We start from the raw sequence: 13,720 nt of genomic DNA on the forward strand, positions 1-13,720 counted from the left end.
CCCAGCGGCCGGGCCTCCAGGCGCACCCGGCCCTGGGCCGTGAACTTCAGGGCGTTGCTGACCAGGTTGTTGAGCATCTGGCGCAGCCGCGCCGCGTCGCCCAGGTAACGCGCCCCGGCCGGGCCGCTCCACTGGGCGCTCAGGTCCAGGCCCTTGAGCCGCGCCGCCTCGCCATAGAGGGCGGCGGTGTCGGCCAGCAGCGTGGCCGGCGCAAAGGCCTGGTGCTCCAGGTCCATCTTGCCGGACTCGACCTTGGACAGGTCGAGGATGTCGTTGAGCAGCCCGAGCAGCGCCTGGCCGGAGCTGAGGATGGTGTGGGTGAAGGCCTCGCGGTCGGCCGCCGACAGCTGCGGTTGCAGCAGCAGCTGGGCCATGCCCAGGATGCCGTTCATCGGGGTGCGCAGCTCGTGGCTCATGGTGGCCAGGAAGCGGCTCTTGGCGACGTTGGCGGCCTCGGCCTGCTGGCGCGCCACGATCAGGTCGGTGATGTCCACCCGAAAGCCCACGGTGTAGCCGTTCGGGGTGCGCCGCTCCAGCACCCGCATGTAGCGCCCGCCTTCGACCTGCTGCACGAACAACCCGCCCTCGCGGTGCGCCTGCAGCCGGCGCGCCACCCAGGCGTCGATGCCCTCGGGCGGCGGCTCACCGCCGCCGCGGACCTTCCAGGTGCGCACGATGGTCTCAAAGGTCTGGCCGGGAGTGATGAGGTCGCGGATCAGCGGGTAGGTGTCGCGGTAGCGCTCGTTGCAGTAGATCAGCCGGTCGTCGGGGTCGAAGATGACCAGCGCCTCGTCGATGGTACCGATGGCCGAGCGCAGCAGCTCCTCGCTCTGGCGCACCCGTTCTTCGGCCAGCTGGCGGCGGGTGATGTCCTGGAGCGTGCCCGACACCACCAGCGGGCGGCCCTGGGTGTCGCGCTGCGTCACCTTGCCGCGCGCCAGCACCCAGACCCAGTGCCCGTCGCGATGGCGCAGGCGCACCTCGCACTCGAACAGCGGGGTCTCGCCGGCCAGGTGCTGCTGCATCAGCGCGGTGGACGCGGCCAGGTCGTCCGGGTGCACCAGCCGGGTCCAGGTGTCGAGCGTGACCGGGGCCAGCGCCTCCAGCGTCTGGCCGACCAGCGCGGCCCAGCGCTCGTCCACGGTCTGTGCCCCGGTGGGCACGTGCCATTCGAAGAGGCCGATGTTGGTCGCCTCCACCACCTCGTCCAGGCGGCGGCGCTGCTCCACCACCAGGGCCTCCTGGCGCTTCTGGTCGCTGATGTTGGCGATGCTGCCCAACACCCGCAGCGGCCGGCCCTGGGCGTCGCGGCTGGCCACGCCGCCGCGGTCCTTGACCCAGATCACCCCGGCCGGCGTCTGCAGCCGGTGTTCGGACAGGTAGACCTCGGTGCGGCCGTCGAGCAGGGCCTGCAGCCGCTGCATCACCAGCGGCTTGTCGTCGGGGTAGATGAGTTCGGCAAAGGCGTCCACCGTGCCCGGCACCGCGCCATCGGCCAGGCCCAGCATGGCGTACCACTGGGCGTTGTGCACCACCCGGCCGCTGGGCACGTCCCAGTCCCAGATGCCCTCGCCGGTCAGGCGCAGCACCTCCTGCAGCCGGCGCTCGCTCTCGGCCACCTGGGCCTGGCTGCGCACGATGTCGGTGATGTCCTGCGCGATCACCAGCAGCTGGGGCCGCCCGGCGGCGTCGCGGATCGGTTTCTTGATGGATTTGTAGTGGCGGATCTCGCCGGTGGACGCGTCGCGGCTGTCTTCCAGCACCACCTCGGTCTCGCCGCGCGCCATGATGCCCAGGCAGTTGGCGCGAAAGCCCGCGGCCATCTCGGGCGGCACGCCAAAAGCGCTGTCGTCGCGCCCCACCATGCGCTCGGGCGTGGTGTTGTAGAGCCGGGCCAGCGCGCGGTTGGCCAGCAGGAAGTTGGCGTCCTCGTCCTTGAGTAGGATGGGGTACGGCGTCTCGTCGATCACCGAGCGCAGCAGCCGCTCGCTGTCGCGCGCCTTGTCCACCGAAGCGGCCAGTTCCTGCGCGTCGCAGGCCAGGAACTGCGAGTCGCTGAAACCGTCGGGGGCGGCGGTGCGGGGCCGGGCCTCGGCGCTGACGCGGCGCGCGGCCTCGCGCACCTCCACCCCCACCAGGCGCTGGGCGGCGTCGTAGTGCAACCAGACCCCGGGCCGCACCTCGACGGCCTGGTCGCTGGCACGGCCGCCCAGGTCCACGTGCAAGGTGTCGCTGTGGGTGTCCCATCGGATGCCGGTCATGTGCGTGGCCCTTGTTGTGTCATGTGCGCTGCAGGATTTTGACAGGGTCCAGGCGGACCCGGACCTCTTCGGCCCGCACGCTGGCTTGCACCGCGTGGGCCGGCTGGCGGGTGTCGCGGGTGGCGGGCACCGCGATCGGCCAGCCCTGGGCGTTGACGATGGCCAGCACCACCGGCTCGTTGGCCCGCCGCCCGCGCCGCACCACCACCGCGGTTTCGCCGTTGCGCAGGCGCACGTAGCTGCCCGGCGGGCACAGGCCCAGGTGGCGCGCCAGCAGTTCGGGCAGCAGGTGGTCGTCGGGGTGTTCCAGGTACAGGTTGCGTACGGCGCTCAGGGGCGACAGGCCGCTGCGGTTGGCGCGCGGGCTGATGCGGGCCACGTACAGGTCGGCCAGGTGCAACAGGCGCTGGGCGGTGCCCAGCCGGGTCAGGCCGCTGGGGTAGCCCTGACCGTCCGGGCTTTCGTGGTGTTCACGCACCAGCCGCAACCACAGCGGGTCGGCCACGCCCCACTCGGCCAGGCACTGGGCGCCGGCCTGGGGGTGGGCCAGAATCTCGGCGCGCTGCACCGGGCTCAAGGCCGACTTTTGCCGCGCCAGCGCGTCGTGCAGGCGCGACATGCCCACGTTCATGGTCAGGGCGGCGGCGCACAGGGTCTGGCGTTCGGCCGCCGGCACGCCGGCCTCGGCGGCGGTCAGGTGGCAGATCAGGGCCACCAGCCAGGCGTGCGTGGCGCTGTAACCCAGGGTCGGGTCGGCCAGCATCTGCAGCAGCATGAACAGGCTGTCGTCGGGGTGCGCGTCGGCCAGGTCGGTCAGGTGCCCGGCCAGCTCCAGCAGGCGCTCGGCGAACGGCGGGGCCGGCACCTTGGGCAAGGGGTCGTGCCAGCAGGCAGCCAAGCGGGTGTGCAGGCGCGGCCAGGCCAGCGCGGGCTCGGCCCAGTCGCCCCGGGCCCGGGCCGCGGCGCGCGCCGGTGGCGCCGCCAGGGCCTCTGCCGTCACGCTGACGCCGGGTCGCAACAGGGCACCGGCCAGGCCCTGGGCCTGCAGGGCCTGGTAGTCGCTCTGCTTGACCATGGGCCGGTGCGCCACCAGGCGCCGCAGTTGCTCCGGCGAGGCCACCCGGTGCCCCTCGGCCAGCAGCAGCAGGCCCTGGTCGCTCCACACGTCCACCGGCACCGGCCGGTCCACGCGGAACACCGTCAGCGACAGGGGCAGGTAGCCCTCGGCCATGGGCGCCCCCCTTCACCCCCCGGGCCGCGGCGCGGCCCGGGGGAGTGGGTTGATCTCAGACAAAGCGCACATGACACCGCCCCATTAATCACAAGTATCTTTTGAGAAATTTTATTATTGTCAATATAGCGTATTTGAATTTCATTTTCTTTGATGCACCGCAAGAAACCCGGTCGCCTGTGGGACAGGCCCCGCACACCCCCGGGCCGCGGCGATATAGTGTGTGCAACACACGGTGGGGCCGGCGCGGCGTGCCCGCCCCACCCCGACCCCAAGGACCCCCGTGGCCACAGCCCCGACCCCGACCCGACCCGCCCACGCCGGCCCGCCCGGCCTGTCCAGCGACCTGCGCAAGGCCGCCGCCCTGGTGGTGGACGGCAACCCCACCACCCGCATGACGCTGGCCGGCCAGTTGCGCACCATGGGCTTGACCTCGGTCAGCCAGGCCAGCCGCATCGCCGAAGCGCGGCGCGAACTGGAACGCCACCAATTCGACGTGGTGGTCTGCGGCGACAGCTTTCCCAAGGAAGGCGGCAGCGGCCAGGAACTGCTGGACGACCTGCGCCGCAGCGGCCTGCTGCCCTACGCCACCGTGTTCATCCTGCTCACCACCGAGGCCACCTACCTGAAGGTGGCCGAGGCGGCCGAGTCCTCGGTGGACAGCTACATCGTGCGGCCCTACTCCGCCGGCAGTCTGGTGGACCGCATCGAACAGGCGCGCCAGCGCAAGGCCGCGCTCTACGACATCTACCGCGCCCTGGAAGCCGGCCGGCCGGACGACGCGCTGGCCCTGTGCCGCCAGCGCTTTGAGCAGCGCGGCCCACAGTGGTTGCAGGCGGCCCGCCTGGGCGCGGAAATTTTGTTGCGGCTGGAACGCTTCGGCGAAGCCGCCGCCCTGTTCCAGCAGGTGTGGGACAGCGAACCCCGGCCCTGGGCGCTGCTGGGCGTGGCCCGCGCCCAACTCGACGGCGGCGCGCCGCACGAGGCGCAGGCGACGCTGACCGCGCTGATCGAAGCCGAGCCCGACTACCCCGACGCCTACGACGTGCTGGGCCGGGTGCAGACCGAGCTGGGCCACTTCCAGGCGGCGCTGGAAAACCTGGAAAAGGCGGTCGAACTCACGCCCATGGCCATTGGCCGGCAGCAGCGGCTGGGCATGCTGGCCTACTTCTGCGGCAACCGCGACAAGGCGCGTGAGCTGCTCGAACGTTCCACCTACCTCGGGCTGGACTCCAAGATGTTCGACAGCGAAGGCCTGGTGCTGCTGGCGCTGTCGGCGTTCGAGCACGCGCAGCCGGCCCAGGTGGAGCGCCACCTGGGCGAACTGCGCAAGCGCCTGCGCCAGCAACCGCACGACGTGCGGCTGCAACGCTTTGTGGACGCGGTGGGGGTGCTGTCGCACCTGCAGCAAGGCCACACCGAAAAAGCCGCCAACCAGGCCGCCAGCCTGTGCCGCCAGACCGGCGCCCCGGACTTCGACATGGAGGCCGCCTGCAACCTGCTGACGCTGCTGTCGCTGGTGCAGCGCCGGGGCCTGGCGCTGCCCGATGACAGGGCGGTGGTCGAACAGCTGGGCCGGCGCTTCGCCACCAGCAAGGCCATGGGCGAACTGCTGGCCAACGCCGCCCACGCCCACACCGCCTACGCCGACCTGCTGCGCACCAGCCAGGACGAGATGGTGCAACTGATTGAACGGGCGGTGCGCCGCGCCAGCCAGGGCGAGCCGGAGCCGGCCCTCCAGGACCTGGCGCGCACCGCCCAGGCCACCCTGAACGCGCGCGCGGTGGAGTCCGCCTGGTTGGTGCTGCAGCGCTACCGCGCACAGCTGCCACAGGCCGACGCCTGGCAGCAGCGCATTGGGGCGCTGCGCACCGATTACGGCACCGCCCGCAACAAGCCGGCGCTGGGCGACCGGCGGCTGCGCCCGTCGGGCGGCGTCAACCTGGGGCCGCTGGACCGCCCGGCCAGCCCCCCCGCCGACGAGGCCTGAGCCCTAGCCTCACTCCAGCGGCGCGCCCTGGCGGAACCACTGCGCCAGCAGAGCGCGCTCGGCCTCGGTCATGCCGGTGGCGTTGTTCATGGGCATCTGCCGCGTCACCACCGCCTGCTGGTGCACCGCCTGGGCATGCTGGCGCAGGCCCGCGTCGGTGTCGAGCCGCACGCCTTTGGACGCCGAGGCCGCGCCGTGGCACATCACGCAGCGCTGCGCCAGCACCGCGCGCACCTCGGCCGCGCCGGCGGCCACCGGCACGGGCGGCGGCGCGCTGGGCGCCGGCCGCAGCCAGACCACCAAGCCCAGCAACAGCGCCACACCCACCACCGCGTAAGGCCAGGGGTGGGCGTGGCGGCCCAACTTGTGGCCGTGGCGCAGCACAAAGAACTGGCGGATCGCCGCGCCCGCGCACATCATCGCGATCAGCACCAGCCCGTTTTGCGGGTGGGCGTAGGCAAAGCTGTAGTGGTTGCTGAGCATGGCGAACAGCACCGGCAGCGTGAAGTAGGTGTTGTGCACGCTGCGCTGCTTGCCGCGCTGGCCGTGCACCGGGTCCACCGGCAAACCGGCCTTCAAGGCCGCCACCACCTTGCGTTGCCCGGGAATGATCCAGAAGAACACGTTGGCGCTCATGGCGGTGGCCAGCATCGCCCCCACCAGCAAGAAGGCGGCGCGGCCGGCGAACCAGTGGGTGGCCGCGTAAGACGCCAGGCACACCAGCCCCAGCACCGCCAGGCCCACCTTGGCGTCGCCGTGCCGGGTCTGGCCCAGCGTGCGGCAAATCGCGTCGTACAGCAGCCAGAACGCCACCAGCAAGCCCAGCGCGGTGGCGATGGCCGCGGGCGGGCTCCAGTCCATCACCCGCGGGTCGATCAGGTAAACGCTGGGGCTCCACAGGTAGGACACCAGGAACAGCGCAAAGCCGCTGAGCCAGGTGGCGTAGCTTTCCCAGTAGAACCAGTGCAGGTGCTCGGGCAGCCTGGGCGGCGCCAGGTTGAACTTGACCGGGTGGTAAAAGCCGCCGCCGTGCACCGCCCACAGTTCACCGCTGACACCGTCGCGCCGCAGCGCCGGGTCCAGCGGCGGGGTCAGGCTGTTGTCGAGAAAGACGAAGTAGAACGAGGAGCCGATCCAGGCGATGGCGACGATGACGTGCAGCCAGCGCAACAGCAGGTTGGCCCAGTCGAGCAGATAGGTTTCCATGGCACCCGTGGCAAGGCCTGCGGCACTTGCCACCCACAAAGCAAGGATTCACCACCGCGGGCGCTGTGAACCCGTTCGACCGCGCCCGGCCCGCCGGTGGTGGGGCCACCGCCAGACCCGCGCCGCTGCGGCCAGGACAGCCAAAGTGTATACAGTTTTGACGACCGCCACACCCAGGCCACCGCGCCGGGGTCAAGCACCCCCCGTGCCCGCCGGGGCCTCTCCCACCAGCAGCAACTGCGCCGCCACGCTGGCGGCGATCACCGCCGGCGCCTTGCCCGCGATGCCGGGCAGCCCGATGGGGCAGGTGATGCCGTCCAGTTCGGCCGCGCCCCAGCCGCGTTCGCTCAGGCGGCGGCGGAAGGTGGCCCACTTGGTGCGGCTGCCGATCAGGCCCACAAAGGGCAGGTCCTGCCGCTCGCGGCGGCGCACCAGGCAGGCGTGCACCACGTCCAGGTCTTCGGCGTGGCTGAAGCTCATCACCAGCACCTGGCTGCCGGGCGCCAGGTCGGCCACGGCGCGGTGCACCGGGTCGGAGTGCTCGGCGCGCACCGTGGCGGGCAACTCGAGCGGGAAGACGCCGTCGCGGCTGTCCACCCAGTGCAGCGCGAACGGCAGGGGCGCGAGCGCCTGCACCAGGGCCCGGCCCACGTGGCCACCGCCGAACAGGGCCACCGGCGTCAGGGCCGCCTGCCAGCGGCGGCGCAGGGCCGGCACGTCGGCGGCGGTCACGGCCTGCCACTCCAGGTGCACCACGCCACCGCAGCACTGGCCCAGGCTGGGGCCCAGAGGCACGCGCTGCGGCGGGGGCATGGGCGCGGGCTGGGCCAACAGGGCGCGGGCCCGGGCCTCGGCCGCCCACTCCAGCTGGCCGCCGCCGATGGTGCCCACAGTGTCGCCCGCGAACACGGCCATCCAAGCCCCGGCCTCGCGCGGCACCGAACCCTCGGTGTGCCGAACCACCACCAGCACCGCGGGTTCCGCGTGCAAACGTGTCAAAACGCAAGAGAAGTCACCACCCGTGATCGGCGCTGTGTTCATGCTGGCAGTATCGCCCGGCTTGGCGCACAATCCAGACGCGCCGCGACATACCGACCCAACGCCGATGCCTATGACCCCTTGCCCCTCCCCCTCCGCACCGCCGCCGGTGCACCCGGGTGCCCGCTGGCCACACGCCGCCGCGCTGGCGTTGGCCCTGCTGGCCGGTTGCGCCACCCCGCCGCCGCCCGCACCGCCGGTGCAGGCGCCGCCCCCGGCGGTGGTCCCGGCCCCGGCCCCACCGGCCTTCCAAGGCCCAGTGTCCCAGGCCACCAGCCCGCGCGACTACCGCCGCGACGGCGCCCGCCACCTCTACCACCTCAACGGCCACCGCATCTACCCCGGGCAGATGCCCCCCCTGCTGCAGGCGGTGGGCGTGATGCAGCTGGAGCTGGACGCCCACGGCCAGATCCGGCGCTTTGTCTGGATGCGCGCGCCCAGCCACGTGCCGGCGGTCATGGCGGAAATCGAACGCACGGTGCGGGCCGCGGCCCCCTTCCCCGCGCCACGGCGCATGGGCGGGGTGGTCTACACCGACACCTGGCTCTGGGACAAGAGCGGCCGCTTCCAGCTGGACACGCTGACCGAAGGCCAGCGCTCCAAGCTCTGACGCCGGCCCTTCAGCTGCCGCGGTAGGTGGAATAGCTCCAGGGGCTGACCAGCAGCGGCACGTGGTAGTGCTGGGCCGGGTCGGCCACGCCGAAGTCCAGGCTCACCTGGTCGAGGAAGGGCGGCTCGGGCAAGGCCACGCCCCGCGCCGCAAAGTAGCGGTTCACCTCGAACACCAGCCGGTAGGTGCCTGGGCGCAGGCCGGTGTGGTCCAGCAGCAGGCCGTCGGGGTGGCGGCCGTCGGCGTTCAGCACAAAGTGCTGGACCAGCGTGGCTTGGCCGGCCCCGGTGGTGTAGAGCGCCACCGCCATGCCGGCGGCGGGGCAGCCGTGCATGGTGTCCAGTACGTGGGTACTCAGGCCCATGGGGCCTCCTTTCTGTCGCGGTGTTTCGGTCGACTGAAAGTGTATACACTTTTGGTTTTTCTGGATATCATGCCCCCATGGAATCGTCCAGCACCCACCAGATCGTCGAATCCCTGACCCGTGCCATCGTCGAACACCGGCTGCACCCCGGCGCCAAGCTGGCCGAACAGAAGCTGGCCGACCATTTCGGCGTCTCGCGCACGCTGGTGCGCCAGGCGCTGAACCAGCTGTCGCAGCACCGGCTGATCCGGCTGGAGCCGGCCCGGGGCGCCTTCGTGGCCACACCGTCAGTGGAGGAAGCGCAGCAGGTGTTCGAGGTGCGCCGCATGCTGGAAACCGAGATGACGCGCAGCTTCGTGCGCCAGGTGACGCCGGCCCAGGTCCAGGCCCTCCAGGCCCACGTGGCCGCCGAGCGCCGGGCGGTGGACAACCACGACGTGCCCGGCCGCACCGAACTGCTGGGCGACTTCCACGTGCGCATGGCCGAACTCCTGGGCAACCAGGTGCTGGCCGAGATGCTGCGCGACCTGATCTCGCGCTGCGCCCTCATCACCCTGATGTACCAGAGCAGCCACGCCGCCGAGCACTCCAACGACGAGCACGTGGCCATCGTCGCGGCCCTGGCCGCCCGCGACGAAGCGCGCGCGGTGCAGCTGATGCAGACGCACCTGAACAACGTCATGGCCAACCTCACCTTCGACCGCAAACTGCCCACCAGCGACATCGCCATGGCGCTGTCCTGACCCCGCCATGGTTTACGACAGCACCGCCCCCTACCCCCGCGACCTGGCCGGCCACGGCCGCCACCCACCCCACGCCCGCTGGCCCGGCGGCGCCCGCATCGCCGTGCAGTTCGTGCTGAACTACGAAGAAGGCGGCGAAAACTGCGTGCTGCACGGCGACGCCGCCAGCGAAACCTTTCTGAGCGAGATGTTCAACCCCGCCGCCTTCCCGGCGCGGCACATCAGCATGGAAGGCATTTACGAATACGGCGCGCGCCAGGGGGTGTGGCGGCTGCTGCGCGAGTTCGAGCGGCGCGGCCTGCCGCTCACCGTGTTCGGCGTGGCCACCGCGCTGCAACGCTCGCCCGAGGTGACGGCGGCGTTTCTGGAGCTGGGCCACGAGATCGCCTGCCACGGCCTGAAGTGGATCCACTACCAGAACCTGCCCGAGGCAGTGGAACGCGAACACCTGGCGCAGGCCATGCAGATCGTGGCCGACCTGACCGGCGAACGGCTGGACGGGCCGCGCCGCCTGCACGGCGCCGGCTGGTACACCGGCCGCGACAGCCCGAACACCCGCCGCCTGGTGGCCGACTTCGGTCACTTCGACTACGACAGCGACTACTACGGCGACGACCTGCCGTTCTGGATGAAGGTGCGCAAGTCCGACGGCAGCGACACCCACCAGCTCATCGTGCCCTACACGCTGGACTGCAACGACATGCGCTTCGCGCTGCCGCAGGGCTATTCGCACGCCGACCCGTTCTTCCAGTACCTGAAGGACAGCTTCGACGTGCTCTACGCCGAAGGCGATCCCGACCTCGACAAGGGGGGACTGGACCGCCCGAAGATGATGAGCATCGGCATGCACTGCCGGCTGCTGGGGCGCCCTGGCCGCATCACGGCCCTGCAACGGTTTCTGGACCACATCCAGCGCCACGAAGGCGTCTGGGTCACCCGGCGCATCGACATCGCCCGCCACTGGCGCGCCACCCATCCCTGCCCGGCCTGAAGCCGCGCCCACCCACGCCGTTCACCGCCCCGCCCGAAAGCCGCCGCATGCCCCACACGCTGGAACAACTCAACCAGGCGCCGCTGGCCCAAGCCGCGCAGATGCTCGACGGCCTGTACGAGCACTCACCCTGGATCGCGGAGCAGGCGCTGGCACAGCGCCCGTTCGCCAGCCTGGCGGCGCTCAAGCTGGCCATGGTCCGGGTGCTGGACGCCGCCGGCCGCGACGCGCAACTGCAGCTGGTCCGCGCCCACCCCGAACTGGCCGGCAAAGCCATGGTGGCCCAGACGCTCACGGCCGAGTCCACCAACGAGCAGAACACCGCCGGCCTCACCCAGTGCACCCCGGAAGAGTTTGCAAAGATCCAGCAACTCAACGCCGCCTACAACGCCAAGTTCGGCTGGCCCTTCATCCTGGCGGTGCGCGGCCCGCGCGGCACCGGGCTGAACAAGGCGCAGATCATCGCGGCCCTGGAACGCCGGCTGCACGGCCACCCGGACCTCGAGCTGGCCGAATGCCTGCGCCACATCCACCGCATCGTCGAAATCCGGCTGAACGACAAGTTCGGCGCCGAGCCCACGCTGGGCCACTGGGTGTGGGACTGGCACGAACACCTGGCCCGGCACAGCGAAGCCGGTGACGCCGAACGCGGCGAGCTGACCGTGACCTACCTGACCGAGGCCCACCGCGCCTGCGCCGCCGAGATCGCCCAGAGCCTGCGCGACGCCGGCTGCGACGAGGTGGCCATCGACGCCGTGGGCAACGTGGTGGGCCGCTACTGCGGCCACGACGCCCAGGCCCGCTGGCTGCTCACCGGCAGCCACTACGACACGGTGCGCAACGGCGGCCGGTACGACGGCCGCCTGGGCATCGCCGTGCCGCTGGCCTGCGTGCGCGAACTGCACCGCGCCGGCCAGCGCCTGCCCTTCGGGCTGGAAATCGTCGCTTTTTCCGAGGAAGAAGGCCAGCGCTACCCCGCCACCTTCCTGGGCTCGGGCGCGCTGGCGGGCGCGTTCGAACCCGCCTGGCTGGACCAGACCGACGCCGACGGCGTGACGCTGCGCCAGGCCATGCACACCGCCGGCCTGCCGGGCACGCTGGAGGCGATCGGCGCGCTGCGGCGCGACCCGGCGCACTACCTGGGCTTTGTCGAGGTGCACATCGAACAGGGCCCGGTGCTCAACGCCCTGAACCTGCCGCTGGGCGTGGTCACGTCCATCAACGGCAGCGTGCGGCTGGTGGGCGAGGTACGGGGCACCGCCAGCCACGCCGGCACCACGCCCATGGACCGCCGCGCCGACGCCGCCTGCGCCGTGGCCGAGCTGATGCTCTACGTGGAGCAGCGCGCCCGCCGCGACGGCGATTCGGTGGGCACCGTGGGCCAGCTGCAGGTGCCGCAAGGCTCGGTCAACGTGGTGCCAGGGCGCTGCACCTTCAGCCTGGACCTGCGCGCGCCCAGCAACGCCCAGCGCGACGCCCTGCTGGCCGACGTGCGCGCCGAGCTGGAAGCGATGGCCCAGCGGCGCGGCGTGCGCTGCACCCTGACCGAGACGATGCGCGCCAGCGCCGCCCCCAGCGACCCGACCTGGCAGGTGCGCTGGGAACGCGCGGTGCAGGCCCTGGGCCTGCCGGTGTGGCGCCTGCCCAGCGGCGCCGGCCACGACGCGATGAAGCTGCACAGCGTGATGCCCCAGGCCATGCTGTTCGTGCGCGGACAGAACGGCGGCATCAGCCACAACCCGCTCGAATCCACCACCAGCGACGACATGGAGCTGGCGGTGCGCGCCTTCCAGCACCTGCTGCAACAGACGGCCGCCGCCTGAACGGCCGCGCCACGCCCCGGTTTTCTCCTCACCCTGAGCGCCCCTTGCCATGACCACCGCCCCCTACACCGCCCTGGACCAATGGGTGGCCGACCACTTAGACGAGGAAGTGGCCTTTTTGCAGCAACTGGTGCGCGTGCCCACCGACACCCCACCCGGCAACAACGCCCCGCACGCCGAACGCACCGCCGAACTGCTGCGCGGCTGGGGCTGGGCGGTGGAAGCCCACCCCGTGCCCGCCGGCATGGTGTACGCCGCCGGCCTGCAAAGCATCACCAACCTGATCGTGCGGCGGCGCTACGGCGACGGCGGCCCCACCATCGCCCTCAACGCGCACGGCGACGTGGTGCCGCCCGGCGAAGGCTGGACCCACGACCCCTACGGCGGCGAGGTGGTGGATGGCAAGATGTACGGCCGCGCCACCGCCGTCAGCAAGAGCGATTTCGCCAGCTACACCCACGCCGTCCGGGCACTGGAAGCCGTGGCCCGGCCCACGCGCGGCGCCATCGAACTGCACTTCACCTACGACGAGGAATTTGGCGGCGAACTCGGCCCCGGCTGGCTGCTGGCACAGGGCCTGACGCGGCCCGACCTGCTGATCGCCGCCGGCTTCAGCCACCAGGTCGTCACCGCCCACAACGGCTGCCTGCAGCTGGAGGTGACGGTGCAGGGCGACATGGCCCACGCCGCCATCCCCGACACCGGCACCGACGCGCTGCAGGGAGCGGTGCACATCCTGAACGTGCTGTACCGGCTCAACCGGGACTACCTGGCCACCACCTCATCGGTCGAAGGCATCACCCACCCCTACCTGAACATCGGGCGTATCGAAGGCGGCACCCACACCAACGTGGTCCCCGGCCAGGTCGTGTTCAAGCTCGACCGCCGCATGATCCCCGAGGAGGACGCGGCCCAGGTCGAAGCCGACCTGCGCGCCACCATCGCCCAGGCTGCTGCCACCTTTGCCCCGCCACGCGGTGGCCGTGCCTTGCAAGTGGACGTGCGCCGCCTGCTGCTGGCCCAGGCCATGAAGCCGCTGCCCGGCAACCGGCCGCTGGTGGCAGCCATCCAAAAGCACGGCGCAGCGGTGTTCGGCGAAGCCATCCCCGCCGTGGGCACGCCGCTGTACACCGACGTGCGCCTCTACGCCGAACGCGGCATCCCGGGCGTGATCTACGGCGCCGGCCCGCGCACCGTGCGCGAGTCCAACGCCAAGCGCGCCGACGAACACGTGGCACTCAGCGACCTGCTCGGCGCCACGCAGGTGCTGGCCCGCACCCTGCACGACCTGCTGGCCTGAGCCCCCCGACCGCCGTCCCGGCGCTGGGCGCTCAGGCCGCGCCGGCGTGGTCGGCGCGTTGGTTGTGCCGCAGCGACGACCAGACCGACGCGGCGATGAAGGCCACGCCCACCAGCCCGGTGAACACCTCGGACACGTGCACCACCGTGCCCAGGATCATCAC

At 71.5% G+C, this 13,720-nt stretch carries 11 protein-coding genes; 6 read left to right on the forward strand and 5 right to left on the reverse strand.

Translation table 11 applies throughout. The annotated features are described in order from the left end of the window. Both HA630_RS06275 and HA630_RS06280 read right to left on the reverse strand, forming a co-directional pair. On the reverse strand, positions 1-2,261 hold a 2,261-nt coding region (locus HA630_RS06275; RefSeq protein WP_166833367.1), incomplete at its 3' end, for a PAS domain S-box protein. 19 nt (positions 2,262-2,280) lie between these two features. Then, positions 2,281-3,492 carry an HD-GYP domain-containing protein gene (locus tag HA630_RS06280; RefSeq protein ID WP_166833369.1) on the reverse strand — a complete coding sequence of 404 codons (1,212 nt, stop codon included), beginning with the start codon at positions 3,490-3,492 and terminating at the stop codon, positions 2,281-2,283. 283 nt (positions 3,493-3,775) lie between these two features. On the opposite strand from HA630_RS06280, the gene HA630_RS06285 reads away from it, so the two are divergent. After that, complete coding sequence (locus HA630_RS06285; protein ID WP_166833371.1) at positions 3,776-5,482, forward strand: response regulator; 1,707 nt, start codon at positions 3,776-3,778, stop codon at positions 5,480-5,482. Positions 5,483-5,491: 9 nt separating this feature from the next. On the opposite strand, the gene HA630_RS06290 is transcribed toward HA630_RS06285, so the two are convergent. Next, complete coding sequence (locus HA630_RS06290) at positions 5,492-6,688, reverse strand: urate hydroxylase PuuD (RefSeq protein WP_166833373.1); 1,197 nt, start codon at positions 6,686-6,688, stop codon at positions 5,492-5,494. Positions 6,689-6,880: 192 nt separating this feature from the next. Beyond that, the gene (gene xdhC, locus HA630_RS06295; RefSeq protein WP_166833375.1) at positions 6,881-7,729 is read right to left on the reverse strand and encodes a xanthine dehydrogenase accessory protein XdhC; all 849 of its coding nucleotides are present in this window, start codon (positions 7,727-7,729) and stop codon (positions 6,881-6,883) included. 64 nt (positions 7,730-7,793) lie between these two features. On the opposite strand from xdhC, the gene HA630_RS06300 reads away from it, so the two are divergent. Beyond that, complete coding sequence (locus tag HA630_RS06300) at positions 7,794-8,336, forward strand: hypothetical protein (RefSeq protein ID WP_371809214.1); 543 nt, start codon at positions 7,794-7,796, stop codon at positions 8,334-8,336. Positions 8,337-8,346: 10 nt separating this feature from the next. Here the strand turns inward: HA630_RS06300 and uraH are convergent, their stop codons facing one another. Further along, positions 8,347-8,700 carry a hydroxyisourate hydrolase gene (uraH, locus tag HA630_RS06305; protein ID WP_166833379.1) on the reverse strand — a complete coding sequence of 118 codons (354 nt, stop codon included), beginning with the start codon at positions 8,698-8,700 and terminating at the stop codon, positions 8,347-8,349. Positions 8,701-8,777: 77 nt separating this feature from the next. Between uraH and HA630_RS06310 the strand changes: the two genes are divergently transcribed. Genes HA630_RS06310 through HA630_RS06325 form a run of 4 tightly spaced genes read left to right on the forward strand, consistent with a single transcriptional unit; the run spans position 8,778 to position 13,557 of the window. Further along, positions 8,778-9,443 (forward strand): GntR family transcriptional regulator, encoded by a 666-nt coding sequence (locus HA630_RS06310; RefSeq protein ID WP_166833381.1) that lies wholly within the window; start codon positions 8,778-8,780, stop codon positions 9,441-9,443. Between the two features lie 7 nt (positions 9,444-9,450). Beyond that, entirely contained in the window at positions 9,451-10,434 is a 984-nt protein-coding gene (gene puuE, locus HA630_RS06315; protein WP_166833383.1) for an allantoinase PuuE, read from the forward strand. Between the two features lie 47 nt (positions 10,435-10,481). Beyond that, positions 10,482-12,257, forward strand: a complete 1,776-nt coding sequence (gene uraD, locus HA630_RS06320) for a 2-oxo-4-hydroxy-4-carboxy-5-ureidoimidazoline decarboxylase (protein WP_166833385.1) — start codon at positions 10,482-10,484, stop codon at positions 12,255-12,257. 49 nt (positions 12,258-12,306) lie between these two features. Continuing rightward, positions 12,307-13,557, forward strand: coding sequence for a M20/M25/M40 family metallo-hydrolase (locus HA630_RS06325; protein ID WP_166833387.1), 1,251 nt, complete (start codon positions 12,307-12,309; stop codon positions 13,555-13,557). Positions 13,558-13,720: the final 163 nt, after the last annotated feature.

It is taken from the genome of Aquabacterium sp. A08, assembly GCF_011742065.1.

Coding starts and splice junctions, on each gene's coding strand:
- HA630_RS06325 (WP_166833387.1), top strand. CDS start 12,307: ATGACCACCGCCCCCTACACCGCCCTGGACCAATGGGTGGCCGACCAC.
- HA630_RS06300 (WP_371809214.1), top strand. CDS start 7,794: ATGCCTATGACCCCTTGCCCCTCCCCCTCCGCACCGCCGCCGGTGCAC.
- xdhC (WP_166833375.1), bottom strand. CDS start 7,729: ATGAACACAGCGCCGATCACGGGTGGTGACTTCTCTTGCGTTTTGACA.
- HA630_RS06290 (WP_166833373.1), bottom strand. CDS start 6,688: ATGGAAACCTATCTGCTCGACTGGGCCAACCTGCTGTTGCGCTGGCTG.
- HA630_RS06280 (WP_166833369.1), bottom strand. CDS start 3,492: ATGGCCGAGGGCTACCTGCCCCTGTCGCTGACGGTGTTCCGCGTGGAC.
- uraD (WP_166833385.1), top strand. CDS start 10,482: ATGCCCCACACGCTGGAACAACTCAACCAGGCGCCGCTGGCCCAAGCC.
- uraH (WP_166833379.1), bottom strand. CDS start 8,700: ATGGGCCTGAGTACCCACGTACTGGACACCATGCACGGCTGCCCCGCC.
- puuE (WP_166833383.1), top strand. CDS start 9,451: ATGGTTTACGACAGCACCGCCCCCTACCCCCGCGACCTGGCCGGCCAC.
- HA630_RS06310 (WP_166833381.1), top strand. CDS start 8,778: ATGGAATCGTCCAGCACCCACCAGATCGTCGAATCCCTGACCCGTGCC.